General features: G+C 73.0%; 25 protein-coding genes and 1 pseudogene. 8 read left to right on the plus strand and 18 right to left on the minus strand.

Annotation, left to right across the window (positions count from 1 at the left end):
- Positions 1–24: 24 nt before the first annotated feature.
- The 3 genes from AB4880_RS25050 to AB4880_RS25060 all read left to right on the plus strand — a co-directional run bounded on the left by AB4880_RS25050 (position 25) and on the right by AB4880_RS25060 (position 3,500).
- Entirely contained in the window at positions 25–1,743 is a 1,719-nt protein-coding gene (locus AB4880_RS25050; protein WP_367921943.1) for a nitrite/sulfite reductase, read from the plus strand.
- Positions 1,744–1,930: 187 nt separating this feature from the next.
- Complete coding sequence (locus tag AB4880_RS25055) at positions 1,931–2,677, plus strand: phosphoadenylyl-sulfate reductase (RefSeq protein WP_367921944.1); 747 nt, start codon at positions 1,931–1,933, stop codon at positions 2,675–2,677.
- 79 nt (positions 2,678–2,756) lie between these two features.
- The gene (locus tag AB4880_RS25060; RefSeq protein ID WP_367921945.1) at positions 2,757–3,500 is read left to right on the plus strand and encodes a sirohydrochlorin chelatase; all 744 of its coding nucleotides are present in this window, start codon (positions 2,757–2,759) and stop codon (positions 3,498–3,500) included.
- A gap of 61 nt (positions 3,501–3,561) precedes the next feature.
- Here the strand turns inward: AB4880_RS25060 and AB4880_RS25065 are convergent, their stop codons facing one another.
- The 17 genes from AB4880_RS25065 to hutH all read right to left on the minus strand — a co-directional run bounded on the left by AB4880_RS25065 (position 3,562) and on the right by hutH (position 19,611).
- Positions 3,562–3,972 (minus strand): DUF3037 domain-containing protein, encoded by a 411-nt coding sequence (locus tag AB4880_RS25065; protein ID WP_367921946.1) that lies wholly within the window; start codon positions 3,970–3,972, stop codon positions 3,562–3,564.
- The gene (locus tag AB4880_RS25070) at positions 3,969–4,790 is read right to left on the minus strand and encodes a HipA family kinase (protein WP_367921947.1); all 822 of its coding nucleotides are present in this window, start codon (positions 4,788–4,790) and stop codon (positions 3,969–3,971) included. Before AB4880_RS25070 ends, AB4880_RS25065 begins: the two co-directional genes overlap by 4 nt.
- Complete coding sequence (locus AB4880_RS25075) at positions 4,787–5,644, minus strand: PPK2 family polyphosphate kinase (protein WP_367921948.1); 858 nt, start codon at positions 5,642–5,644, stop codon at positions 4,787–4,789. The genes AB4880_RS25070 and AB4880_RS25075 overlap by 4 nt, the downstream gene beginning before the upstream one ends.
- A 36-nt stretch (positions 5,645–5,680) precedes the next feature.
- On the minus strand, positions 5,681–6,199 hold the full coding sequence (locus AB4880_RS25080) for a phosphoribosyltransferase (protein WP_367921949.1): 519 nt from the start codon (positions 6,197–6,199) through the stop codon (positions 5,681–5,683).
- Between the two features lie 95 nt (positions 6,200–6,294).
- Positions 6,295–6,888 carry a regulatory protein RecX gene (locus tag AB4880_RS25085; protein WP_367921950.1) on the minus strand — a complete coding sequence of 198 codons (594 nt, stop codon included), beginning with the start codon at positions 6,886–6,888 and terminating at the stop codon, positions 6,295–6,297.
- Positions 6,889–7,177: 289 nt separating this feature from the next.
- The gene (gene recA, locus AB4880_RS25090) at positions 7,178–8,230 is read right to left on the minus strand and encodes a recombinase RecA (protein ID WP_367921951.1); all 1,053 of its coding nucleotides are present in this window, start codon (positions 8,228–8,230) and stop codon (positions 7,178–7,180) included.
- Positions 8,231–8,419: 189 nt separating this feature from the next.
- Positions 8,420–9,688 (minus strand): MFS transporter, encoded by a 1,269-nt coding sequence (locus AB4880_RS25095; RefSeq protein ID WP_367921952.1) that lies wholly within the window; start codon positions 9,686–9,688, stop codon positions 8,420–8,422.
- Positions 9,685–9,879, minus strand: coding sequence for a DUF3046 domain-containing protein (locus AB4880_RS25100; protein WP_367921953.1), 195 nt, complete (start codon positions 9,877–9,879; stop codon positions 9,685–9,687). Before AB4880_RS25100 ends, AB4880_RS25095 begins: the two co-directional genes overlap by 4 nt.
- Positions 9,876–10,421, minus strand: a complete 546-nt coding sequence (locus AB4880_RS25105; RefSeq protein ID WP_367921954.1) for a DinB family protein — start codon at positions 10,419–10,421, stop codon at positions 9,876–9,878. The genes AB4880_RS25100 and AB4880_RS25105 overlap by 4 nt, the downstream gene beginning before the upstream one ends.
- A gap of 49 nt (positions 10,422–10,470) precedes the next feature.
- Complete coding sequence (locus AB4880_RS25110; RefSeq protein WP_367921955.1) at positions 10,471–10,995, minus strand: hypothetical protein; 525 nt, start codon at positions 10,993–10,995, stop codon at positions 10,471–10,473.
- A 22-nt stretch (positions 10,996–11,017) separates the two neighbouring features.
- Complete coding sequence (locus AB4880_RS25115) at positions 11,018–11,980, minus strand: DUF389 domain-containing protein (RefSeq protein WP_367921956.1); 963 nt, start codon at positions 11,978–11,980, stop codon at positions 11,018–11,020.
- A 4-nt stretch (positions 11,981–11,984) separates the two neighbouring features.
- A complete protein-coding gene (locus AB4880_RS25120) occupies positions 11,985–12,548 on the minus strand; it encodes a DM13 domain-containing protein (protein WP_367921957.1) in 564 nt (187 codons plus the stop codon).
- 181 nt (positions 12,549–12,729) lie between these two features.
- On the minus strand, positions 12,730–13,884 hold the full coding sequence (gene hutI / locus AB4880_RS25125) for an imidazolonepropionase (protein ID WP_367921958.1): 1,155 nt from the start codon (positions 13,882–13,884) through the stop codon (positions 12,730–12,732).
- On the minus strand, positions 13,881–15,191 hold the full coding sequence (locus tag AB4880_RS25130; protein WP_367921959.1) for a formimidoylglutamate deiminase: 1,311 nt from the start codon (positions 15,189–15,191) through the stop codon (positions 13,881–13,883). Before AB4880_RS25130 ends, hutI begins: the two co-directional genes overlap by 4 nt.
- Positions 15,188–16,399 carry an allantoate amidohydrolase gene (locus AB4880_RS25135; protein WP_367921960.1) on the minus strand — a complete coding sequence of 404 codons (1,212 nt, stop codon included), beginning with the start codon at positions 16,397–16,399 and terminating at the stop codon, positions 15,188–15,190. The genes AB4880_RS25130 and AB4880_RS25135 overlap by 4 nt, the downstream gene beginning before the upstream one ends.
- Positions 16,400–16,405: 6 nt before the next feature.
- Positions 16,406–18,070: a urocanate hydratase gene (gene hutU / locus AB4880_RS25140; protein WP_367921961.1), complete on the minus strand. Its 1,665-nt coding sequence runs from the start codon at positions 18,068–18,070 to the stop codon at positions 16,406–16,408.
- Positions 18,067–19,611 (minus strand): histidine ammonia-lyase, encoded by a 1,545-nt coding sequence (hutH, locus tag AB4880_RS25145; protein WP_367921962.1) that lies wholly within the window; start codon positions 19,609–19,611, stop codon positions 18,067–18,069. The genes hutU and hutH overlap by 4 nt, the downstream gene beginning before the upstream one ends.
- A gap of 110 nt (positions 19,612–19,721) precedes the next feature.
- Here hutH and AB4880_RS25150 point away from each other — a divergent pair, with 110 nt between their 5' ends.
- Both AB4880_RS25150 and AB4880_RS25155 read left to right on the plus strand, forming a co-directional pair.
- Positions 19,722–20,519: a VOC family protein gene (locus tag AB4880_RS25150; protein ID WP_367921963.1), complete on the plus strand. Its 798-nt coding sequence runs from the start codon at positions 19,722–19,724 to the stop codon at positions 20,517–20,519.
- Positions 20,520–20,531: 12 nt separating this feature from the next.
- On the plus strand, positions 20,532–21,290 hold the full coding sequence (locus tag AB4880_RS25155; RefSeq protein ID WP_367921964.1) for an IclR family transcriptional regulator: 759 nt from the start codon (positions 20,532–20,534) through the stop codon (positions 21,288–21,290).
- Here AB4880_RS25155 and AB4880_RS25160 read toward each other — a convergent pair.
- Entirely contained in the window at positions 21,265–22,764 is a 1,500-nt protein-coding gene (locus AB4880_RS25160) for an HsdM family class I SAM-dependent methyltransferase (RefSeq protein WP_367921965.1), read from the minus strand. The two genes, AB4880_RS25155 and AB4880_RS25160, sit on opposite strands and share 26 nt — an antisense overlap.
- A 59-nt stretch (positions 22,765–22,823) precedes the next feature.
- Here AB4880_RS25160 and AB4880_RS25165 point away from each other — a divergent pair.
- From AB4880_RS25165 to AB4880_RS25170, 3 genes and pseudogenes are all read left to right on the plus strand, one after another.
- Positions 22,824–24,107: pseudogene (locus AB4880_RS25165) on the plus strand (nicotinate phosphoribosyltransferase); the annotation flags it as partial.
- A 15-nt stretch (positions 24,108–24,122) separates the two neighbouring features.
- On the plus strand, positions 24,123–24,710 hold the full coding sequence (locus AB4880_RS26120; RefSeq protein ID WP_379228889.1) for an isochorismatase family protein: 588 nt from the start codon (positions 24,123–24,125) through the stop codon (positions 24,708–24,710).
- Positions 24,707–25,414 carry an NUDIX hydrolase gene (locus tag AB4880_RS25170; RefSeq protein ID WP_367921967.1) on the plus strand — a complete coding sequence of 236 codons (708 nt, stop codon included), beginning with the start codon at positions 24,707–24,709 and terminating at the stop codon, positions 25,412–25,414. The genes AB4880_RS26120 and AB4880_RS25170 overlap by 4 nt, the downstream gene beginning before the upstream one ends.
- The last annotated feature ends 10 nt before the right edge of the window (positions 25,415–25,424 follow it).

The following is a 25,424-nucleotide window of genomic DNA, read 5'->3' on the forward strand; positions in this document are numbered from 1 at the left end:
ATCAGCGAAGGACCTCCTCCCCGCATGCCTGACCTGCGCTTCCAGTCCCAGCCGCCTCGCTTCACCGAGGTGCCCCGGCCCCGCCGTGCCGAGGGCCAGTGGGCCTTCGGCTACACCGAGCCGCTGAACAAGAACGAGCAGTCCAAGAAGGACGACGACCCGCTCAACGTTCGCGACCGGATCCTCTCCACCTACTCCAAGCGGGGCTTCGACTCGATCGACCCGGCCGACCTGCGCGGCCGCTTCCGCTGGATGGGTCTCTACACCCAGCGCAAGCCCGGCATCGACGGCGGCAGGACCGGCTCCCTCGCCGAGGAGGAGCTGGACGACCGCTACTTCATGATGCGGGTCCGCTCCGACGGCAAGCTGCTTTCCCCGGCCGCCGTGCGCGCGCTCGGCCAGATCGGCGTCGACTTCGCCCGCGACACCGCCGACGTCACCGACCGGCAGAACATCCAGTACCACTGGATCGAGATCGAGAACGTCCCCGAGATCTGGGAGCGGCTCGACGCGGTCGGCCTGCACTCGCTCGAGGCCTGCGGCGACTCGCCGCGCCCCTTCCTCGGCTCGCCGGTCGCCGGCGTCGCCAAGGACGAGATCATCGACGGCACGCCCGCCCTCGAAGAGATCGAGCGCCGCTACATCGGCAACAAGGACTTCTCGAACTTCCCCCGCAAGTTCAAGACCGCGGTCACCGGCCACCCCAGCCAGGACGTCTCCCCCGAGACCAACGACGTCTCCTTCGTCGGCACCGTGCACCCCGAGCACGGCCCCGGCTTCGACGTGTGGGTCGGCGGTGGTCTGTCGACCAACCCGATGCTCGCCCAGAAGCTCGGCGTCTGGATCCCGCTCGACGAGGTCCCCGACGTGTGGTCCGGCGTGGCCGGCATCTTCCGCGACTACGGCTACCGCCGGCTGCGCTCGCGCGCCCGCCTCAAGTTCCTCGTCGCCGACTGGGGCGTCGAGAAGTTCCGCGAGGTCCTCGAGAACGAGTACCTCGGCAAGAGGCTGGTCACCCTCGACTCCCCCGAGTCGCCGGTCGGTCACCGCGACCACATCGGCGTCCACGAGCAGAAGGACGGCAAGTTCTACGTCGGCATCGCGCCGACCGCCGGCCGGGTCTCCGGAACGCTGCTGGTGCAGCTCGCCGACCTGCTCGACGAGTACGGCGTCACCGGCGCCCGCCTGACGCCGTACCAGAAGCTGGTGCTGATCGGCGTCGACGGCGCCGTCCTCGACGCGCTGCTCGACCGCCTCGACGAGATCGGCCTCAGCGCCCGCCCGTCCAACTGGCGCCGCAACACGATGGCGTGCACCGGCATCGAGTTCTGCAAGCTCGCCATCGTCGACACCAAGAACCGCGCCAGCGACCTGGTCGACGAGCTCGAGCGCCGCTTCCCCGACCTCGACACCCCGATCACCATCAACGTCAACGGCTGCCCCAACGCCTGCGCCCGCACCCAGGTCGCCGACTTCGGCCTCAAGGGCCAGCTCGTCGTCGACGACAACGGCGACCAGGTCGAGGGCTTCCAGGTGCACCTCGGCGGCGCGATCGGCCTACGGGCCAACTTCGGCCGCAAGCTGCGCGCGCACAAGGTGACCAGCAAGGGTCTCGACGACTACGTCTCGACGGTCGTCGGCAACTACCTCGCCGACCGCACCGAGGGCGAGGCGTTCGACGCCTGGGTGCACCGCGCCGACGAGGACCTGCTGCGCGGCGAGAAGGCGCTGGAGTCCGTCTGATGTCCGAGGAGTCGGTGTCGTCGCGGGCGGTGCCCTACCACTGCCCCTACTGCGGCGAGACCGACCTGTGGCCCCACGAGCCCGTCGGCTGGGAATGCCGAGGGTGCCGTCGAGCTTTCAAGGTCGAGCTGCTCGGCCTCATCGACCGGGCGTCCGACGTCCGAACCAACGAAGAAGGAGGTGCCTCATGACCACCGCCACCACGCGCGCGGCCCGCGAGTTCCGCGGCTCGCACACCGCCGGCCGGTCTCCCGAGGAGCTCCGCGAGATCGTCTCCCACTGGGGCGCTGAGCTCGAGCTCGCCCCCGCCGAGGTCATCATCGAGTGGGCCGCCGCCACCTTCGGCGAGCGGTTCTGCATCACCTCCTCGATGGGCGACGCCGTCCTCGCCCACCTGGCCGAGAAGGTCGTGCCCGGCGTCGACGTCGTCTTCCTCGACACCGGCTACCACTTCGTCGAGACCATCGGCACCCGCGACGCCGTCGAGGCGACGATGAAGGTCAACCTGATCTCGATCACGCCGGTGCAGACCGTCGCCGAGCAGGACGCCGAGTACGGCCCCGAGCTCTACAAGCGCGACCCCGACCTGTGCTGCGCGCTGCGCAAGGTCAAGCCGCTGGCCGACTCGCTCTCGCAGTACGACGCGTGGGCCACCGGCCTGCGCCGTGCGGAGACCCACAACCGGGTGATCGCTCCGGTGATCGGCTGGGACGCCAAGAAGCAGAAGGTCAAGGTGTCCCCCATCGCCCGATGGAGCGACGAGCAGGTCGAGCGCTACATCGCCGAGAACGGCGTGCTCGTCAACCCGCTCGTCTACGACGGCTACCCGTCGATCGGCTGCGCGCCGTGCACCCGCCGGGTCGCCCCCGGCGACGACCCGCGCAGCGGACGGTGGGCCGGCACCAACAAGACCGAATGCGGGATCCACTCATGACGCTCATGACCCCCATGGCGTCCTTCCCCGTCACCCGCATCCCGGCGCACCGCACCCTTGAGGAAGGGGGGAACCGACGATGACCGCTCCGGCACTCATCGCCCTGGCCCACGGCAGCCGCGACCCGCGCTCGGCCGCCACCGTTTCCGCGCTCGTCGACGCCACGAAGGCGTTGCGTCCCGACCTGCGCATCGAGAAGGCGTTCCTCGACCTCGCCAAGCCGAGCTTCCAGACGGTCGTCGACCGGCTGGTCAAGGCCGGCTACGACGAGATCGTCGTGGTGCCGCTGCTCCTCGTCGAGGCATTCCACGCCCGGGTCGACGTACCCGAGGCGATCGCGGAGGCGACCACGCGCCACCCGGGTCTGCAGATCCGTGCGACGGCCGTGCTCGGTCTCGAGGCGCGCTTCCTCGAGGTGCTCGACGAGCGGCTGCGCGAGGCGCTCAAGGACGCCCGCGTCCGCGAGCTCGACGCCCTGGTCCTGGCCGCGGCCGGGACGTCCGACCCGCTGGCCAACCAGGCCGTCGCCCGGCTCGCCCGGCTCTGGGGCGCGCACCACAAGCTGCCCGTCACCGCGGCGTACGCCACCAGCGCTCCCCCGGCCACCGGCGAGGCGGTCCGCGCCTTCCGCGCCGAGGGCCGCCGGCACATCGCCGTCGCGTCGCTCTTCCTCGCCCCCGGCAACCTGGTCGACCGGGCCACCGAGCTCGCCCTGGAGGCCGGCGCCGTCGCCGTCTCCGAGCCGCTCGGCGCGCACCCGGAGATCGCCCGGACGATCCTCGCCCGCTACGCCGTCGGCGCCGTCGAGCTCGTCCCCGTCTGAGCGTCGTACCGGACGTTGTGGTCGCGATTCCGCCGAATCCGCGACCAAAGCGTCCGGTGCTTCAGAGGACCAGCGCCTCGAGCAGGTGCTCCAGGGTCCGCGCCGGATCGGCGGTCACCCCGCCGTGCACCGGCCCCGGCTGCAGGACCGTGCTCCTCGGCGCCTTGAGGAAGCCGAAGCGGGTGCTCGCGTCGTCCTTCTGCGCCCGCGAGCCGTACGCCGTCGCGCGCACGCCCACCCCGAACGCCGCGTGCGCCTCGCCGCGGCAGACCTGGTCGACCGCGTCGAGCGCCGCCCGGACCGCGTCGATGTCGACGTGCGCGTCGAGCGCCCGGATCCGCGCCGGGTCGACCGCCGAACGGACGCCCAGGAACTTCTCGTCCGGGCAGTAGAGCACCACGCCCACGTTGACGAACTCCTCGCGCTCCACGCGCGGCACGCAGCGCAGCGTGACGTACTGGTACGGCGTCACGCGTCGGCCTCCGCGGTGACCGCCTCGGGCAGCCACGGCCGGCCGCCGTCACGCCGGGCGGCGAGGAAGGCGACGTACCGCTCGCGCAGGGCGTCGGGCGTCTCCGCGCCCGGCACCGGCTCCAGCCAGTCGTCGCACACGTCGTCGAGGACGGCGGCGAGCGCGTCGTCGCTCAGCCGCGCGGCGAGGTCGGCGTCCTGGGCGCGCGCCTGCTCGGCGTAGCGCCGCAGGATGTGCTCCGACGCGTCGTACGCCTGGCCGGCGAAGCGGCTCGGGTCGCCCGGCCCGCCGGACCACGAGTGGTGGAAGTAGAGCGACGCGCCGTGGTCGATCGCCTGGAGCGTGCCGCGCCAGACCAGCAGGTTGGGGTTGCGCCAGCTCCGGTCGACATTCGCGGAGAAGGCGTCGAGCCACAGGACGCGGCCGGCGAGGTCGGCGTCGGGCGTCGTCGTCGCGTCGTAGCCGAAGCTGCCGGGCAGGAAGTCGATGCCGAGGTTGAGGCCCGCGCTCGCGTTGAGCAGGTCCTGGACCTCCTCGTCGGCCTCGTAGCGGGCGATCTCGGGGTCGACGTCGAGGACGACCTGATCGGGCGTCGGGATGTCGAGCAGTCGCGCCAGGCCGGCGACGATCACCTCGGCGACGAGGACCCGCGGGCCCTGGCCGGCGCCGCGGAACTTGCAGACATAGGTGCCGAGGTCGTCGGCCTCGACCACCCCCGGCAGGCTGCCGCCCTCGCGCAGAGGCGTGACATAGCGGGTCACCGTGACGAGGGGCAGGCCGCGCACCGGCGTACCGCTCTCGTCGACCTGCGCGGTCACAGCGGCTTCTCGTCGTTGAGCCGCTGGCGCTCGTGATCGACGTCGAAGTCGGCCTTCGGCCAGCCCAGGTCGAAGGACTGCAGCGCGTCGTGGAGCAGCGTGCCGATCGCGAGGTTGCGATACCACTTCTTGTCGGCCGGGATCACGTGCCACGGAGCGACCTTGGTGTTGGTCCGCTCGATGGCGATCCGGTAGGCCTCCTGGTAATGCGGCCACAGCTCGCGCTCGTCGACGTCGCCCGGGTTGTACTTCCAGTATTTCGTCGGGTCGTCGAGCCGCGCCAGCAGCCGGTCCTTCTGCTCCTTGGCGGAGATGTGCAGCATGCACTTGATGATCGTGGTGCCCTCAGCGGCCAGGTCGGCCTCCCAGTCGTTGATCGCCTGGTAGCGCCGCTCGATCTCCTCCGCCGGAGCCAACGACCGGACCCGCGCGATCAGGACGTCCTCGTAGTGCGAGCGGTCGAAGACGCCGATCAGCCCCACCTCGGGCAGTGCCTTGGTGACCCGCCACAGGAAGTCGTGGGCGAGCTCCTCGCGCGTCGGCGCCTTGAAGGAGGTGATCCGCACCCCCTGCGGGTCGACCAGCCCCACCGTCGAGCGGAGGGTGCCGCCCTTGCCGGAGGTGTCCATGCCCTGCAGCACCACCAGGATGTTGCGCCGGCCGCCGGACTTGCCCTCGGCGAACAGTCGCTCCTGCAGGTCCTCCAGGCCGGGCGCCAGCGCGAGCAGCGCGGTCTCGCCGTCCTTCTTGTCGCCGTCGAAGCCCGGGGCACCGTTGGTGTCGATCGCGCCCAGATCGACCGGACCGGGCGGGACGCGCAGCGACGACGTCAGGTCCGAGAGAGGGAAGCTCATGGCCAGACCCTAGCGGCCCGGCTCACGCGTGGGGGCTCAGTGGGCGAGGCCGCCGCGGCGGTCGACGAGCGGCGGGGTCGAGGACCACGGGAAGTCGATCCACCCCTCGGTCCGGCGCCAGACGTACTCCGGACGGATCACCGTCCACGGCTTCTCGTAGATCACTGCCGTGCGCGCCTCGGCGACGTGGTCGGCGAAGAAGTCGCGGACCACCTCGAGCGTCTTGCCGGTGTCGGCGACGTCGTCGGCGATGAGGACCTTCATGCCGGTCAGGTCGATCGCCGCCGGCGTCGGCGGCAGCATCATCGGGACGTTGAGACGCTCGTTGACGCCGGTGTAGAACTCGACGTTGACCGCCGACAGGTTCTTGACGTCGAGCGCATAGCCCAGGCCCATCGCCAGGCCCAGCCCGCCGCGGGCGATGGCGAGCACGATGTCGGGCTCGAAGCCGTCGTCGACCACCTGCTGGGCGAGGTCGCGCACGGCCGTGCCGAACAGGTCGTAGGTCAGGATCTCGCGCTCGGGCGCCGGCTTCGCGTCGGTCTCAGTCGTCACCGGACCATTCTGCACCGGGGGTGCGGCGGTCGCCGCGTCGTCGGCGCCTCGGCTCTCGGCTCTCGGCGGCGGCGCGGACGGCGGGGCGGGCCGAGCTAGTCGTCGAGGCCGAGGTCGGGCGCGTCGGCGGCGTCGGGGTCGGCGAGGGCGCCGAGCTCGCGGCGGACGACGGCGTACGCCGTACCGGGTGCGTAGCCCTTGCGCGCGAGCATCCCCACCAGGCGCCGGGTCGCGACCTGCGGGTCGAGGCCGCGCATCGAGCGCAGCTTCTTGCGGACCAGCTGGGCGGCCGCGGCGTCCTCGTCGCCCGGATCGACCTCGGCCAGGACCGTGCGGGCGGTCTCGTCGTCGATCCCCTTGCGCCGCAGCTCGACCGCCAGCGCCGTGCGGGCCAGGCCGCGGCTGCGCTGACGTCCTTCGACCCACGAGCGGGCGAACGCCTCGTCGTCGACCAGGCCGACCTCTTCGAAGCGGTCGAGCAGCCGGCCGGCGACCTCCTCGGGGACGTTGCGGCGGGCCAGCCGGTCTTCGAGCTCGTGGCGGCTGCGGGCCTTGATGGACAGCTGGTCGAGGAGGATCTTGCGGGCGACCGACTCGGGGTCGGCGTCCTCGGTCCAGCCTTGGGGCTCGTCGTCGGCGGGGGGCTCGGCGTTGCGGTCGATGGGGGTGCGTTGTCGGAACGAGCTCATCGCTCACCTCCGCTGATGGGTGGCTGTCGCCTGGTTCGGGGGTCGGGGGTCGTCTGCGGCTCGTGTCGTCGGGTGGTCGGTCCGTTCCGTCCGCGCACCTCCGGCGCCTGCCAGGGCCGCCGCGCGGCTCAGAGCGGGGACCCCGCCGTCGGCGCACTCACCTCCGGAAGGTGACCGGACCTCCACGCCGACGGCACCCCGAGTCGCCGCGCCGCGCCCCTGGCCGGCACCTGCCGGCCCCCGGACGGGGCCGGGGTGTCCGGGCGTCCGAGTGGGGTGGGGTGGGCGGTCAGAAGCTGTCGACGCCGATGGGCTCGTCGGAGAGGTCGGAGAAGTCGCCGTCGACGGTGGGGGTGACGCCGAGCTTCTCGAGGATCTTCTTCTCCAGCTCATTGGCCAGGTCGGGGTTGTCCTTGAGGAAGTTGCGGGCGTTCTCCTTGCCCTGGCCGAGCTGGTCGCCCTCGTAGGTGTACCAGGCGCCGGCCTTGCGGATCAGGCCCGCCTCGACGCCGACGTCGATCAGGCCGCCCTCGCGGGAGATGCCCTTGCCGTACATGATGTCGAACTCGGCCTGCTTGAAGGGCGGGGCGACCTTGTTCTTGACGACCTTGACCCGGGTGCGGTTGCCGACCATGTCGGTGCCGTCCTTGAGGGTCTCGATGCGGCGGACGTCGAGGCGCACGGAGGAGTAGAACTTCAGCGCGCGACCACCGGTGGTGGTCTCGGGCGAGCCGAACATGACGCCGATCTTCTCGCGCAGCTGGTTGATGAAGATCGCGGTCGTCTTGGACTGGTTGAGGGCACCGGTCATCTTGCGCAGCGCCTGGCTCATCAGGCGGGCCTGGAGCCCGACGTGGCTGTCGCCCATCTCGCCCTCGATCTCGGCGCGGGGCACGAGCGCGGCCACGGAGTCGATGACGATCAGGTCGAGGGCGCCGGAGCGGATCAGCATGTCGGCGATCTCGAGCGCCTGCTCACCGGAGTCGGGCTGGGAGACCAGCAGGGCGTCGGTGTCGACGCCGAGCGCCTTGGCGTAGTCGGGGTCGAGCGCGTGCTCGGCGTCGATGAAGGCCACGATGCCGCCGGCGGCCTGGGCGCTGGCCACGGAGTGGAGCGCGACGGTCGTCTTACCGCTGGACTCGGGGCCGTAGATCTCCACGACCCGGCCGCGCGGCAGACCGCCGATGCCGAGGGCGACGTCGAGGGCGATGGATCCGGTCGGGATCACGTCGAGGGGGGCGCGCGTGTCGTCGCCGAGGCGCATGATCGAGCCCTTGCCGTACTGCTTCTCGATGTTGAGCAGCGCGGCGTCGAGGGCCTTGATGCGGTCGTCACCAGCCATGTTCGTCAGTCCTTAGGTCGTGGATGAGCCAGGTACGTCGGCGACGCTATGACGAGGTCCCGACACAACCTGATCAGTCGTGCCGTGCTGTGGACGAAGACTCGCCTGCGTCGTACCTGTGGACGGCTCGTGGATCACTCCCGTGCCGCCGTGCCCACCAACCTAGCCGAACATCTGTTCGAAGTCCCGCTACGCCACCCGGCGTGTCGGCGCGGCGGCCCGCAGCGCGCATCCGAGCACCCCGACGACCAGCACCAGGCTGACCAGCGCGAGCGCCGGATAGCCCGCCTGGCCGACGATCAGGCCGGCCAGCGCGCCCGCGACGGCGGCGGTCATGCCCATCACCAGGTCGGAGACGCCCTGGACGTCGGTGCGCACCTCGATCGGCGCGTGCTCGGCCACCATCGTCGACGAGGCGACCATCGACAGCGACCAGCCGAGCCCGAGCAGGAACAGCCCGAGGGTCACCTGCCACGACATCCCGGTCGGGGACGACGCACAGAGCAGCAGCGCGAGCAGCAGCGTCGCTCCCCCGGCGCCGAGCACGGGTGGGCGGCCGAACCCGTCGGCGAGCATCCCGACGAACGGCGAGAAGGCGAACATCCCGAGCACGTGGACGCTGATCACGATGCCGATCACCTCGAGCCCGGATCCGCCGTGCTCCATGTGGATCGGCGTCATCGTCATCACGCCGATCATCGTGGCGTGGGTGAGCGCCAGCCCCGCGATGGCGTAGCCGAGCTGCGGACGGGCGCGGACGGTCTCGACGGTCCGGCTCCACGACGAGCCGGTCCGGGGGGCGGCCAGCACACCCGCGGGACGGGCGGCGCGCTGGGCCAGGAGCAGGGGGTCGGGCCGCAACAGCAGGCCCACGACGACCGCCGCCGACAGCATGCCGATGGCGCCGATCGCGAACGGTCCGGTCAGCTCGGGGATGCCGATCCGGTCGGCGAGTGCGCCGGCCGGGCCGGTCAGGTTGGGGCCGGCGACCGCGCCGATCGTCGTCGCCCACACCACCATCGACAGCGAGCGGGCGCGGTTGGCGTCGGTGGCGAGGTCGGTGGCGGCGTACCGCGCGGCGTTGTTGGCCGAGGTCGCGGCGCCGAGCATGAGCGCGCCCACGAGGAGCAGCGGCATCGAGCCCACCACCCCTGCCAGGACGGCGGTCAGGCCGCCGCCCGCGCCGACGACATAGCCCGTCATCAGCCCGGTACGACGGCCGCGCCGCGCCATCAGCGGCGCCAGCAGGAACGAGATCACCGCCGCGCCCAGGACCTGGGACGTCTGCGCCAGCCCCGACAGCGCCTCCGACCCGGACAGGTCGCGTGCGAGCAGCGACGCGGTCGCGATGCCGATCGTGATGCCGACCGCGCCGACCGCCTGGGTGAGGACGAGGACCCGGACCGTACGGCGCTGCGCCGACCCGATCTCCAGGTCGGCGTCCGCGACGCCGGTCATCGCTCGCTCGGGGGCAGGCCGAGGCGCTCCCAGACCGCGAGCCAGACCTGCTTCGGCGAGACGCCCGCGTCGAGCGCCTCCTGCACCGTGCGACCGTCGAGGTCCGCCATCACCTGCTGACTGGCCCAGGTGCGCGCGTAGGCCGCGCCCAGGTGGTGCTCCATGCGCGACCAGAACTCGGTGTGCCTCACCCGCCCATGATCCACCGGACGTCCCAGCGGTGGTGCACGAGGTCGTGCAGGTGATACCGGCCGAGCGTGTCGACGGTGAAGACGCTGCCGTTGCTGCGCCGGCCCGGTCGGCCCCAGGCGTCGTCGGGTACGGCGTCGTAGCGCGCCGCGGCGAGCTCGGCCGCCTCGGCGAGAGCGGGCAGGACGTCGGCGGCGACCTGCTCGTCGTAGCGCTCGGCGCGGGCGGTGTCGTCCTGGTCCCAGTTGGCGAAGAGCGGGTCGGCCTCGGTCAGCATCTGCTCGACCCGGCCGGCGAAGACCCGGTGCACGTCGCGGACGTGGCAGCCGTACTCGGTCGGCGACCACACGCCCGGTGCGGGCCGCTCGCCCGCGCGCGGGTCGGCGAGCACCGTCGCCCAGAAGGCCGCGTCGTCGCGGATCGCGGCCCCGAGCTCGGTGGCGGCGACCGTGGTCGCGTCGAAGCCGCAGTCGGGGCAGGGGCGGTCGAGGACCCAGGTCCAGTCCTTGGTGTCGGGCTCGATCGGGGCATGCTCGGTCGTCATGTCCCCCATCCTCTCGGGCGGAAAGGGCCCGCCACGAGCGGGGATCCGGTCATTCGCCGTCGATCAACTGCCAGCGTCGCTCGGTGGCCGGGCGGGTCAGCCCGAGCAGGTTGAAGCGGGTCAGCCGGCCGAGCACGTGCGCCGGGTCGACGTCGAGCAGCGCGGCCACCGCGTCGATCGCCTCGTCGGTGCTCTCGGCCGCGCGGATCAGGCCGACGACCTCGTCGAGCCGGTCGCCCACCGCGGCCGCGAAGCGCAGCCGGTCGAGGGCCGCGGCCCGCTGGACGGCGGGGTCCTCCGGGTCGGGGGCGCGGCGGACCACCTCGTCGGCGTACTGCTCGCCGTCGGCCGCCCACTGCTCGTCGACGCGCTGAGCCATCGCCTGCAGCAGCGCGCAGAGCCGCGGCACCTGGTCGGTGCGCACCACGAGGTCCTCGAGGTCGGACGCCGACAGCCGCAGGTGCGGGCCCGGGGTTCCGGCGTCGGCATGGGTCGCGAACCATCCGGACACGACCACCGACTGGTTGCGGCGCGCGCTCGGCAGGGCGGCGACGAGTTCCTGGGGCTGCTGCATGCCCGCACCGTAGCCCGCCCGGTCAGTCGTGCCGGTGGATGCGAGCCGCGAGGCGCGCGCGGCGCGCGGACATCCGGCTCCACACGGCCTGTTGGAAGGCGAGGGTGAGCCAGCCCGCGACCGCCATCCCGGAGATGTTGAGCAGCAACTGGAGCAGGCTCCCGCGGATCTCGCTCGGCACCCCGAACGCCAGGCCGAGGGCGACGTTGCCGGCCGCCGGGATGGTGGTGACGGAGATGAAGACGCCCGACAGACCGCCCACCTTGGCCGAGGTCAGCGAGAGCGCCCCCGCCGCGGCGGCGATGACGGCGACGATGAACGACCACTTGTCGGGGGTGTAGATGAACGCCGTCGCCGGGCGTGGGGCGATGACCTGCGCGACGCTCACCCAGCCGAGGGCGCGTGCGGCCAGGGCCGCGAGCGCCGCCACCGCTATCGCGACCGCGAAGCCGCCGAGCAGCGTCCGGGCGGCGTACCGGAGCAGCGCGGGACGGCGTCGTACGAGCGCGAGGCCGAGGGCCGCGATCGGCACGAACTCCGGCCCCAGCACCATCGCGCCGATCACCAGGATCTGCGAGTCCAGCACGATCGCGATGCTCGCGATGAGCGTCGCCAGGCTCATGAAGGTCAGGAACGTCCAGTTGAGCTCGGACTCCTCGTAGGCGCGCTGCGTGACCTCGGCCCACACGACCGAGTCGGCCGACGAGCCCGGCGTACGGCGCTCGGCGTCGAGGGCGGGCGCCGACAGCCAGGTCGTCACCGGCTGCACGTGGATCGCACCCTCGAGCGGGACACCGATCGACCGCAGCGCGTCGACCACGTCGTTGACGGCCTCGCGGGCGACGTCGGCCTCGACCAGATCGCCCTCGGGCTCGAGCAGCGCGCCTCGGACGCACGTCAGGCCGGTGACGGCGTGGTCGGCCCGGAGCGCGTCGAGGACCGCGGGCGTCAGGTCGCGAGGTGAGGCGATCCGGAGGTGCTGCACGGCATCAGGCTAGGGGCGCGGTCCCGAACGCGACGTTGAAGCGGTCGCACCAGATCACGACCGAGCGCATCGCGGACAGGTCGGCCGAGTCGGGGATCTCGTAGTTCTGGCTGCCGCGGTTGCCCTTGAGCGTGCCGAGGTGCACGTGGGTGCCGTCGTCGTAGATGCCCCACGAGTCGCGACAGCCCCCGCAGTCGCCGCCGCTGGGCCGGTCGCTGAGCCAGACGTGGAGGTCGGGCCCGTTGGAGGTGTCGAGGTCGTCGATGCGCAGGTAGCGGGAGCCGTCGCTGCGGCGGTAGACGATCACCGTCCCCGACGTGCCGTGCTCGCCGTCGATGAGCTCGGCGGAGACGAGGACGACGCGCGTCGGCGCCCCACCGTGCGCCGACGGCACGCCGGTGTCGGTCAGCCCGCCGTCCGCCGTACCGACGACGGCGGACGGGTCGTCGCCCTCGTCGGCCGTGCGGTCGACGAACAGCAGCCAGGGCTGGAAGACCGCGAGCGCCGCGACCATGACGACGACGAGCACACCGCCGACCGACAGCCAGAGGGCGCGCCGGCGGGACATGCCGCCACCGTAGGCCGTGGCGCGCCGACCCGGCACAAACTCGCTCGAGATTCGCGCCGACCCGTCAGAAACTTGCTCGAGATTCGCGCCGACCCGTCAGAAACTCGCTCGGCGCGAAGCCACTTTCTGCCGGGTCGGCGTGATTTAGGGGCGAGTTTGTGCCGGGTGGGCGGCACCGGGGTCAGGCGGACCAGGTATGGGCGACGAGCGGGACGCCGGGGCGGTAGGCCAGGTGCACGTGGGTGGGGGCGTCGAGGAGCTGCAGGTCGGCCCGGGCACCCGGTACGACGCGCCCCACGTCGGTGCGGCCGAGCGCGGCGGCACCTCCCGCGGTGGCGGCCCACACGGCCTCGCCGGGCGTCATGCCCATCTCGCGCACCGCGAGCGCGATGCAGAACGGCAGCGAGCTCGTGTAGCAGGAGCCCGGGTTGCAGTCGCTCGCGAGCGCGACGGTGACGCCGGCGTCGATGAGCCGGCGGCCCGACGGGTAGGGGTGCCTGGTGCTGAACTCCACGCCCGGCAGCAGGGTGGCGACGGTGCCGGCGTCGCGCAGCGCGTGGACGTCGTCGTCGGTGAGGTAGGTGCAGTGGTCGACCGCGGTGAGGCCGAGCTCGGCGGCGAGCGCGACGCCCGGGCCCTCGCCCAGCTGGTTGGCGTGCAGCCGGCCCTTGAGGCCGACGGCCGCGCCGGCGGCGAGGATGGCGCGGGCCTGGTCCTCGTCGAACGCGCCGCGCTCGCAGAAGACGTCGATCCAGCGCGCGTGCGGCGCGGCGGCCTCGAGCATCGGGCCGGTGACCAGCTCGACGTAGGCGGCCGGGTCGTCGGCGTACTCGGGGGCGACGACGTGGGCGCCGAGGAAGGTGGTCTCGTCGGTGAACCGGCGCGCGACCTCGAGCGAGCGGGCCTCGTCGACGACGGAGAGGCCGTAGCCGGACTTGATCTCGAGCGTGGTCGTGCCCTGGCGGCGCATCTCCTCGACGTGGCGGGCCACCCCGGCGGCGAGCTCGTCGTCGGTCGCCGCGCGGGTGGCGGCGACGGTGGTGCGGATGCCGCCGGCGGCGTAGGACTCGCCGGCCATCCGGGCCTGGAACTCGAGCGCGCGGTCACCCGCGAACACCAGGTGGCTGTGGCTGTCGACGAAGCCGGGCAGCACGGCCCGGCCCTGCGCGTCGAACACCTCGTCGGCGGCGGGCGCGTCGGCCGCGGCCCCGACCCACTCGACCACGCCGTCATTGAGGACGACGGCCGCGTCGGTGCGCACACCGAGCAGGTCGCCCGATCCCGTGGCGGGGTCGTTGGTGACCAGCTCGCTGATGTTGGTGATGAGCAGGCTCATGCGCTCCAGATCCTTCCGATGACGTCGGCGAGGTCGCGGCCCACCTGGCCGTGGTCGCCCTCGAAGACCACCTTGCCGTCGGCGATCACGTGCGTGACGTCGGCGGGTCCGGCGGCGAAGACCGCGGTGTGCTCGTCGCCGCCGGTGCCTGCGGTGCGCGGCGAGGCGAGGTCGATGGTGACCAGGTCGGCGCGCTGGCCGACCGCGATCGAGCCGGCGTCGGCGTAGCCCAGGCTGCGGTGGCCGTCGGCGGTCGCCGCGAGCAGCAGCTCGGCGGCGGTCCAGTGGCCGCGCGCCTGGGTGGCGAGGCGCTCGTCCATCTCGACCGCGCGCATCTCCTCGAAGGCGTCGATGATCGCGTGGCTGTCGGAGCCGAGCGTCAGGATCGCGCCGGCCTCCTGCAGCGGCCGCGCCGGGCCGATGCCGTCGCCGAGGTCGCGCTCGGTGGTCGGGCAGAAGGACGCGAACGCGCGCGCCTCGCCCAGCAGCCGGACGTCCTCGCCGGTGAGGTGGGTCGCGTGGACCGCGCTCGTCATCGGACCGAGCACGCCGTGGTCGGCGAGCAGCCGGGTCGGGGTGACGCCGTGCGCGGCGACGCAGTCGGCGTTCTCCTTGACCTGCTCGGAGAGGTGCGCGTGGATCGGCACGCCGTCCTCGACGTACGGCGTGAACGCCTTCAGCGCCTCGGCCGGCACCGCGCGCACCGAGTGGGCGGCGACACCGATGACGCCCTCGGCGCCGAGCGGGACCGACAGGGCGGAGACCCGCTCGTGCCAGGACTCCGCCGTGCCGTCGGAGAAGCGCCGCTGCACGCCCTCGGGCGCGGCGCCGAAGCCGCTCGACAGGTAGAGCGTGTCGAGCAGGGTGATCCGGATGCCGACGTCGCGGGCCGCGGCGAGGAGGGCGTTGCCCATCGCGTTGGGGTCGTCGTACGGCGTGCCGTCGGGCTGGTGATGCAGGTAGTGGAACTCCCCCACCGACGTGAAGCCGGTGGCCAGCATCTCGGCGTAGGTCGTCTTGGCGAGCTCGTAGTAGGTGTCGGGGTCGAGACGGCCCGCGACGGCGTACATCTGCTCGCGCCAGGTCCAGAACGTCCCGCGGTCGGTCTGGGTGCGCCCGCGCAGCGCGCGGTGGAAGGCGTGGCTGTGGGTGTTGGAGAAGCCGGGCAGGGTCAGCCCGCGCAGGGGCACGCCGGTGCGGTCGGCGTCGACCTCGACCGACGTGATCCGGCCGTGCTCGACCTCGACCCGCACCGTGTCCTGGACGCGCCCGTCGACGAAGGCGTGCTCGAGGAGATAGGCGGTCACCCCGCCACCTCCCCGGTCACCAGGCCGGTGAGCGCGTCGGCGAGGGCCTCGACGCCGGCGAGGCAGTCGGCCGTCTCGGCCGTCTCGTACGGCGAGTGCGAGACGCCCGACGGGTTGCGGACGAAGAGCATCGCGGTCGGGATGCCGGCGTCCTGCAGGATGCCGGCGTCGTGGCCGGCCTGCGTCGGCAGCACCGGGACGCCGCCCAGGCGTCCGGCGAGCGCGTCGCGCAGGGCCACGTCGAAGGCGACCTCGCCGCTGACCGACTCGGCGGTGACGGTGACGGACGTGCCGTCGCGCTCGGCGCGCTCGGTGGCCTGGCGCTCGATCTCACCGACGAGGGAGGCGAGGGCGGCGTCGGACTCGGCGCGCGCGTCGAGCCATGCCGTCACGTGGGACGGGACGGCGTTGGTGCCGTTGGGCCGCACGTCGATGCGGCCGAAGGTGGCGCGCTGACCCTGCACCCGCGCCTGTTTGTTGGCGGCGAGCGCGGTCATCGCGTAGGTGAGCATCGGGTCGATGCGGTCCTCCATGCGGGTGGTGCCCGCGTGGTCGGCCCGGCCGGCGATGTCATAGCGATAGCGGCCGTGCGGCCAGATCGCGTTGTGGACGCCGACGGGAGCGTCGAGGTCGATCAGGCCGCGGCCCTGCTCGACGTGCAGCTCGACGTACGTGGCGACGCCGTCGAGCATGGTCGACTCGCCGCCCTCGATGACGTCGCCGAGGCGGACGCCCTCACGGTCGGTGAGCTCGGCCGCGTCGGCCCACTTCGTCGCGCCGACGGCGAGCCGCGAGCCGAGGCAGGCCCGGCCGAAGCGCGAGCCCTCCTCCTCGACGAAGGCGGCGACGCCGAGCCGACGGGTGGGCGCCACGCCGCGCTCGCGCATCAGGTCGAGCGCGGCGAAGGACGAGACCACACCGAGCGGGCCGTCGAAGGCGCCGCCGTCGAGGACGGAGTCGAGGTGGGAGCCGGTGAGCACCTTGCCGGTGGCCGCGAAGTCGGCAGCCGGCCCCCACCACGCGACCAGGTTGCCGAACGGGTCCTCCTCGATCTCCAGCCCGCGCGCGGTGGCCGCCTCGCGGAACCACGCACGGAGCTCGAGCTCGGCCGCATGCCACGGCTGGCGGAAGTATCCGCCGGAGGAAGCCGAGCGTCCGACGGGCGCGAGATCGCGCCACATCTGCTCGAAGTCAGCAACCTGGTCCACGGTGGATCAGCCCTCCTGCATCGGGATCCGGACGCCGCGCTCGGCGGCGACCTCGATGGCGCGCTCGTAGCCCGCGTCGACGTGGCGGATGACGCCCATGCCGGGGTCGTTGGTCAGCACGGCCTCGATCTTCGCAGCGGCGAGCTCGGTGCCGTCGGCCACGCAGACCTGGCCGGAGTGGATCGAGCGACCCATGCCGACACCGCCGCCGTGGTGCAGCGACACCCAGGTGGCGCCCGAGGCGACCGCGGTCATCGCGTTCAGCAGCGGCCAGTCGGCGATCGCGTCGGAGCCGTCGAGCATGGCCTCCGTCTCGCGGTACGGCGAGGCGACCGAGCCGCAGTCGAGGTGGTCGCGGCCGATCACGATCGGCGCCTTGAGCTCGCCGCTCTTGACCATCTCGTTGAACTTCAGGCCCGCGAGCTCGCGCTCCTTGTAGCCGAGCCAGCAGATGCGCGCCGGAAGGCCCTGGTAGTGGACCCGCTCTTGCGCCATGCCGATCCACTTGTGGAGCCGCTCGTTGTCGGGGAAGAGCTCGAGGATCGCCTTGTCGGTGGCGGCGATGTCGGCCGGGTCACCGGAGAGCGCGGCCCAGCGGAAGGGGCCCTTGCCCTCGCAGAACAGCGGCCGGATGTAGGCGGGCACGAAGCCCGGGAACTCGAACGCGCGGTCGTAGCCGCCCTTGCGCGCCTCGTCGCGGATCGAGTTGCCGTAGTCGAAGACCTCGGCGCCGGCGTCCTGGAACTCCACCATCGCCCGCACGTGCGCGGCCATCGACGCCTGCGCGTCCTTGGTGAAGCCGGCCGGGTCGCGCTCGGCGGCGGTCTGCCAGTCCTCGAAGGCCACGCCCACGGGGAGGTAGGACAGCGGGTCGTGCGCCGACGTCTGGTCGGTGACGATGTCGATCGGGGCCTTCATCTCGAGCAGCTTCGGGAAGATCTCGGCGGCGTTGCCGAGCAGACCGATGGACAGGCCGCGTCGCTCGTCGCGCGCCTGGACCGCGAGCTCGAGCGCGTGCTCGAGGTTGTCGGCCTGGACGTCGAGGTAGCGGTGCTCGATGCGGCGGGTGATGCGGCTCTGGTCGACGTCGACACAGATCGCGACACCGTCGTTCATGGTGACGGCGAGCGGCTGGGCGCCACCCATGCCGCCGAGGCCGGCGGTGAGGGTGATGGTGCCGGCGAGGGTGCCGTTGAAGCGCTTGTCGGCGACCGCGGCGAAGGTCTCGAAGGTGCCCTGGAGGATGCCCTGGGTGCCGATGTAGATCCACGAGCCGGCCGTCATCTGGCCGTACATGGTAAGGCCGAGCTCCTCCAGGCGGCGGAACTCCTCCCAGTTGGCCCAGTCGCCGACCAGGTTGGAGTTGGCGATGAGCACGCGCGGGGCCCACTTGTTGGTCTTCCACACGCCGACCGGCTTGCCGCTCTGGACGAGCATGGTCTCGTCGTCCTCGAGGTCGCGCAGGGTGCGCACGAGCGCGTCGTACGCCTCCCAGTTGCGGGCGGCCTTGCCCGTGCCGCCGTAGACGACGAGGTCCTCGGGTCGCTCGGCGTTCTCGGGGTCGAGGTTGTTCATCAGCATCCGCAGCGGCGCCTCGGTCTGCCACGACTTCGCGGTCAGCTCGGTGCCGGTGGCGGCGTGGATGGGGAGGCGGGGGTTGTCGGTGGTCATGCGAGTTCTCCGATCACGCTCGCGACGGCACCGGTGACGGAGCGGTCGACGACGAGCTGGTAGGCGGTTTCGATCTCGGGGGCGAGGAACCGGTCGATGCCGGGGCCGCCCACGCCGGCGTCGCGGAGCAGCTCCACGACGGCGCCGGTGGCCGGGCTGGGGGTCAGGGGGGCGCGCAGGTTGAGCGCGCGGGAGGCCGTCATCAGCTCGATGGCGAGCACACGCGAGAGGCCGTCGACGGCCTTGCGCAGCTTGCGCGCGGACGACCAGCCCATCGAGACGTGGTCCTCCTGCATCGCGCTCGACGGGATCGAGTCGACGCTGGCCGGGTTGGCCAGGCGCTTGAGCTCGGAGACGATCGCGGCCTGGGTGTACTGGGCGATCATCAGGCCCGAGTCGACGCCCGGGTCGTCGGCGAGGAACGGCGGCAGGCCGTGGTTGCGGGCCTTGTCGAGGAAGCGGTCGGTACGACGCTCCGCGATCGACGCGAGGTCGGCGGTGACGATCGCGAGGAAGTCGAGGACGTAGGCGACCGGCGCGCCGTGGAAGTTGCCGTTGGACTCGACGCGGCCCTCGTCGGCGAGGACGACGGGGTTGTCGACGGCCGAGGCGAGCTCGCGGGCGGCGACGGAGACCGCGTGGGCGACCGTGTCGCGGACGCCGCCGTGGACCTGGGGCGAGCAGCGCAGCGAGTAGGCGTCCTGCACCCGGTTGCAGTCGGGGCCCCGGTGGGAGGCGACGACGCCGGAGTCGCGCAGCAGCGCGGTCAGGTTGGCCGCGGAGGCCGCCTGGCCGGGGTGCGGGCGGATGGCCTGCAGCTCGGGGGCGAACACGCGGTCGGTGCCGAGCTGGCCCTCGACCGACATGGCGGCGGAGATGTCGGCGACCTTGAGCAGGTCGGTCAGGTCGTGGATGGCGAGGACCAGCATGCCGAGCATGCCGTCGGTGCCGTTGATGAGCGCCAGGCCCTCCTTCTCCTGCAGCTCGACCGGCGTGAGGCCGGCGGCGGCGAGAGCGGTGGCGGCGTCGGTGAGCTCGCCGTCGGCGGTGCGGACCGGGCCCTCGCCCATCAGCGCGAGCGCGCAGTGGGCCAGCGGGGCGAGGTCGCCGGAGCAGCCGAGCGAGCCGTACTCGTGGACGACCGGCGTGATGCCGTGGGTGAGCAGCGCGGCGAGCAGCTCGGCGGTCTCGCGGCGGACGCCGGTGCGGCCGGTCGCGAGGGTCGAGAGGCGCAGCAACATGAGGCCGCGGACGACCTCGCGCTCGACCTCGGGGCCGCTGCCGGCGGCGTGCGAGCGGACCAGCGAGCGCTGGAGCTGGGCACGCAGCTCGGGGGCGATGTGACGGGTGGCGAGGGCGCCGAACCCGGTGGAGACGCCGTAGTGGGGCGTCGGGGACGCGGCGAGGTCCTCGATGACCGCGCGCGCCTTGTCGATAGCCGCGAGGGCCTCGTCGCTGAGCACAACACCGGCGCCGCCGCGGGCGACCGCGACCACGTCCTCGAACGAGACCGCGCCCGTTCCAACCGTCACATTCTGCATGCTCCGATTCCACCCCGGCGGGGTGGCGCGCGCCAGGGTGTCGCGGCATGATGAGTCTCAGATCCGAGACAATCCGCCCCGGACCGTTCCCCACCCTTCGAGGAGTCTCGATGCCCGTTCGCGACGATGCCTGGCCCGCAGGCACCCCCAACTGGGTCGACCTGGCGGCCGACGACCCGCAGGCCGCCGGCGCGTTCTACGGCGAGCTGTTCGGCTGGACCATCCACGACCCCGGCCCCGACGCGGGCGGCTACCTGCTCGCCATGAAGAACGAGCGGCCGGCGGCCGGCATCGGCACCAAGCCCGACCCCGCGATGCCGTCCAACTGGGCGACCTATATCGCCACCGACGACGCCGACCAGACCGCCGAGGCGGTCAGGGCGGCCGGCGGCACGCTGCACATGGACCCCTTCGACGTCATGGACCAGGGCCGCATGTTCTTCGGCACGGCGCCCGACGGGTCGACGTTCGGCGTCTGGCAGGCCGGCAGCCACATCGGCGCCGGCATCTACAACGAGCCCGGCGCCTACTCGTGGAACGAGCTCCACTCCCACGACCTCGACGCCGCGAAGGCCTTCTACTCCGCCGTCTTCGGCTACGAGTACGACGACATGAGCTCGCCCGACTTCACCTACGTCACCTTCAGGCAGCCCGGCGGCGAGGCGACCGGCGGGATGACCACCGCCGCCATTCTCCCCGAGGGCGTCCCGTCGGTCTGGCTGACCTGGTTCACCGTCGCGTCCACCGACGAGACGGTCGCCAAGGCCGAGGAGCTCGGCGGCGACGTGCGGATGGAGCCCAACGACAGCCCGTTCGGCCGGATGGCGGTCGTCGCGGGCGCCCAGGGCGAGGTCTTCGGCCTGCTCGGCCCGGTCTCCGGCGAGGCTGCCGCCTCGGCGGACGCCTGAGCGGAACCCGACGTGGCACAGGTCCCCGCGGCGACTCGGGCGCTGCGGGTCCTCCGCTTCCTGGCCGGTCAGCCGGAGCCGGTGGCCGTCGAGCGGATCGCGCGCGAGCTCGGGATCCCGCGGTCGACGACGTACCACCTGCTGCAGGCGATGGCCGACGAGGGCTTCGTCGTCCATCTCTCCGACGACCGGCGCTTCGGACTCGGCGTGGCGGCCTTCGAGGTGGGCTCGGGCTACGCGCGGCAGGCGCCCCTGCAACGGATCGCCCGCCGCCCGCTCGCCACCCTCGTCGACCGCACCGGCCAGAGCGCCCACCTCGCCGTGCCGCACGGGCGCGACGTCCTCTATGTCGTCGAGGAGCGCGCGCCGGGGCGGCCACCGCTGGTCACCGACGTCGGCGTCCGCCTGCCCTCGCACCTGACCGCGAGCGGCCGGGCGATCCTCGCCCACCTGCCCGCCAGCCAGGTCCGCGCGCTCTATCCCGACAAGGCGTCGTTCGTCGACCGCACCGGCGTCGGCCCGACCTCGCCGACCGCGCTGCGCTCGGTGCTCGCCGAGACCCGGCAGCGCGGCTACGCGATCGAGGACAGCGAGGTCACGTCGGGCATGGCGAGCGTCGCGGCCGCCGTCCTCGACCACAACGAGATGCCGGTCGCCGGCGTCGCGATCACCTATCCCTCCGACGGCACCGACCCGCGGCTGCGCGACCGGCTCGCCGCCGCCGTGGTCTCGACGTCGGAGACGCTCAGCCGGCGGCTGCGGGGTCGCTGAGCGGCGGGCGCTTCCCGTCGGGCCGCCGCGCCACCCGCGCCGACCACCAGCCGAAGGCCTCGGGCGCCGCGTCGTAGGCGGCGGTCATCACCCGCCCGGTCGCGGCGAGCAGCTCGGGGCGGCCGGCATCGCTCGCCGCCTGGGCACGCTCGGCGAGCCGGGCGCCCTCGGCCCACGCGACCTCGTCGGCTGGCAGCGGCAGGGCGGCGACCTGGCGGGCGCTGACCTTGACGGACCCCGGCGTGAGACCGGTGCCGAGGTAGCGGGCGGCCGCGTGGGCGACCACCGGCGGCGCGAGCAGTACGGCGAGCAGCCGCCAGAGGTCACCGACAGCCCGCGGCACCACGCTCACGACGGGCACCGACGGGAGCCACTCCCCCCGGACGTCGGCGACCGCCTCGACCACCCGGCCCTGCCCGGCCACCAGCAGCTTGGGCACCAGCCGGGCGTCGGCCCAGCGGGCCAGTCCCCCGTCGGCGCGGAGGGCGGCGAGGTCGACCGCCGGGGCGTCGTACGTGGTGCCGGCGAAACGGGTCGACGTCCGCCCCCACCGGCTCTCGGCGGGGTCGATCAGTCCGGTGGTGATCAGCGGCGTCCCGCCGTCGAGACCTTCCCGGACGAAGGGCGCGAGCCCGTAGAACTGGTCGCGGAAGTCGGCCGTGCAGTCGGCGAGGTCGCCGATCACGCCCGTGTCGCCGGGCAGCGCTACGGCGGGGATGTCGAAGGTCGGCGCCGCCAACCGTCCCCATGCACCGGGGTCGGTCGGGGGCTCGGCGCCGACGCGGACCACGGGCACGCAGGTGAGGACGGGCGTCCCGTCGAAGACCGGCCGGTCGGAGCACCAGAAGTCGGTGACGGCGCCGCGCCCGGCGACGGCCGTACGGACCGCGCCGGCGTCGCGCGCCGCCAGCACCGACAGCGGCTGCACCAGCGCGACGGCGCCGCCCGGGCCGACCAGGTCGAGGCTGCGGTGGAGGAAGACGGCGCTCGTGTCGGTGTAGGCGCCGAGGCCGCGGCGGTGCTCCTCGTTCTGCCCGGCGGACCGACGCCGGAGCTGGCCGAGGAAGGGCGGGTTGCCGACGACCGCGTCGAAGGTCCGACCGGCCCAGGCGGTCAGCCCGTCGGCGACGACGACCTGCCGCTCGAGGTCGGCGTCCGGGACGGTCGGGTCGATGGCGGCGAGTCGCTCGCGCGCGATCCGGACCGCCTCGGGGTCGAGGTCGGAGCCGTGCACGGCTCGGACGCCCAGCCGCCGCGCGGCCGCGACGAGGAAGTGCCCGGTGCCGCAGGCGGGGTCGAGGACGGTCGCCTCCGGCGGCGCACCCGCCAGCGCGTGGTCGAGGATCCACGCCACCAGGTCGGGCGGCGTGTAGAAGGAGCCCTGGGCCCGCCGCCGGTCGCGCTCGTGGTCGGCGAGATGCCGCTCGTAGGCGTCCGACGAGCGGCGGTCGTCCTCGTCGTCGCGGCGCGCCATGCTGGTGAGGCTAGAGGACCCGCGTTAAAGTCATTGTGACTACAACGCTGGGAGTCGCGATGGACCGCACCGGACTGCTCACCGACCGCTACGAGCTGACCATGCTCGACTCGTTCGTGCGCGACGGCAGTGCCGGGCGCCCGGCCGTCTTCGAGGCCTTCGCGCGCCGGCTGCCCGAGGGTCGCCGCTACGGCATGCTCGCCGGCCTCGGCCGGCTGCTCGACGCGATCGAGCACTTCACCTATGACGCGGACGAGCTCGCCTGGCTGCAGGAGCAGGGCGTCATCGGAGCGCAGACCGCCGCCTGGCTGGCCGACTTCCGGTTCACCGGCGACGTCGACGGCTACCGCGAGGGCGACCTTTACTTCCCCGGCAGCCCCATCCTGTCGGTGACCGGCACGCTCGGCGAGTGCGTGCTGCTCGAGACGCTCGTGCTCAGCATCCTCAACCACGACACGGCCATCGCCAGCGCGGCCGCGCGGATGGTCGACGCCGCACGGGGCCGGCCGATCATCGAGATGGGCGGGCGTCGGACGCACGAGGAGGCGGCGGTCGCGACCGCTCGCGCCGCCTACCTGGCGGGCTTCGCGACGACCAGCAATCTCGCCGCCGGCCGCCGGTATGACATACCGACCGCCGGCACCGCGGCCCACGCGTTCACCCTCGCCCACGACAGCGAGGCCGACGCCTTCCGCAGCCAGGTCGAGGCGCTGGGCGTGGGCACCACCCTGCTCGTCGACACCTACGACATCGCCCAGGGCATCCGCACCGCCGTCGAGGTGGCCGGCACCGACCTCGGCGCGGTCCGCATCGACTCCGGCGATCTCGCCGAGGAGTCGCACAAGGCGCGCACCCTGCTCGACGAGCTGGGCGCGACGAAGACCCGGATCGTGGTCACCAGCGACCTCGACGAGTTCGTCATCGCCGCGCTCGCCGACGCTCCGATCGACGGCTACGGCGTCGGCACCCGCGTCGCCACCGGCTCCGGCCACCCGACCGCGAGCATGGTCTACAAGCTGGTCGCGATCGCCGACGCCGAGGGCGAGCCGCTGCGGCCGGTCGCGAAGAAGTCCAAGGACAAGGCGTCGGTCGGTGGCCGCAAGCACCCCTACCGTGCCTACGACGAGCGCGGGATCGTCGTCGCCGAGTGGTTCACCGGCCAGGACGCTCCCCCACCCGCCGACGACGCCCGGCCCGTCCAGGTCCCGCTGATCCGGGCCGGAGAGATCGTGCACCGGCCCTCGCTGACCGAGATCCGCGACTTCGCCGCCGCCACCCTCGCCACGCTGCCGCCCGACGCCCGCGGCGTCGCGGCCGGGCCGGCGTACCTCACCACCACGCTTCGAGAGGAGACCCCGATGACCGACTCCAGGCGCGCGCTGATCGTCGTCGACGTCCAGAACGACTTCGTCGAGGGCGGCTCGCTCGGCGTCACCGGCGGCCGCGCGGTCGCCGAGCGCATCAGCGAACACCTCGCCGCCCACGCCGCCGACTACGCACTGGTCGCCGCCTCCCGCGACTGGCACCACGCGGGCGACACCAACGGCGGCCACTTCCACTCCCCCGGCGAGGACCCCGACTACGTGACCACCTGGCCGGTGCACTGCGTGCAGGGCGAGACCGGCTCCGACTACGCGCCCGAGCTGGTCACCGACGCGGTCACCCACCACGTGGTCAAGGGCATGGGCGAGCCGGCGTACTCCGCCTTCGAGGGCGTCACTGACGCCGGCGAGCGGCTCGTCGACCTGCTGCGCACGGCCGGCGTCACCGACGTCGACGTCACCGGCATCGCCACCGACTACTGCGTCCGCGCGACCGCTCTCGACGCGGTCAAGGAGGGCTTCCAGGTCCGGCTGCTCGACGGGCTGCACGCGGGTGTCGCGCCCGAGTCGTCGGCCGCGGCGCTCGAGGAGATGGCCGGCGCCGGCGTGGAGGTGGCGCGATGAGCACCTACCCGCCCTTCGCGGTCGCGGTCGACCTGGCCGTGTTCACGATCCGCGACGGCGCCCTCGCCGTCCTGCTCGTCGAGCGCGGCGAGGAGCCGTACGCCGGCAGCTGGGCGCTCCCCGGCGGCTTCGTCGAGCCCGACGAGGACGCCGAGCAGGCAGCCTGGCGCGAGCTGCGCGAGGAGACCGGCATGGAGCGCTTCCCCGGCCACCTCGAGCAGCTCAAGACCTACTCCGCGCCCGACCGCGACCCGCGGATGCGCGTGGTCTCGGTCGCCCACGTCGCCCTCGCCCCCGACCTCCCCGAGCCGAGCGCCGGCACCGACGCCGCCGACGCGCGCTGGTGGGTCGTCGACGACCTGCTCGAGGGCCGCGACGACCTGGACGGGCCGGCGCTGGCCTTCGACCACCGCCAGATCCTGCTCGACGCCCGGGAGCGGGTGCGGGCCAAGCTGGAGTACACGACGCTCGCCACCGAGTTCGTGGCCGAGCCGTTCACTCTCCCCGAGCTGCGCCGCGTCTACGCCGCCGTCTGGGGCGCTCCCCCCGACCTCGGCAACTTCCGCCGCAAGGTCCTCGGCACCGAGGGGTTCGTCGTGCCGACCGACGTGCGCGGGCAGGCGACCGAGGCCGGTGGCCGGCGGGCGCTGCTCTACCGGCGGGGTCCGGCTCAGGTGGTCTCGCCGCCGATGGCGCGGGGCTGAGAAGTCGACG

The sequence above is a fragment of the Nocardioides ginsengisoli genome, from assembly GCF_039537225.1.
Lineage (GTDB): Bacteria > Actinomycetota > Actinomycetes > Propionibacteriales > Nocardioidaceae > Nocardioides > Nocardioides ginsengisoli.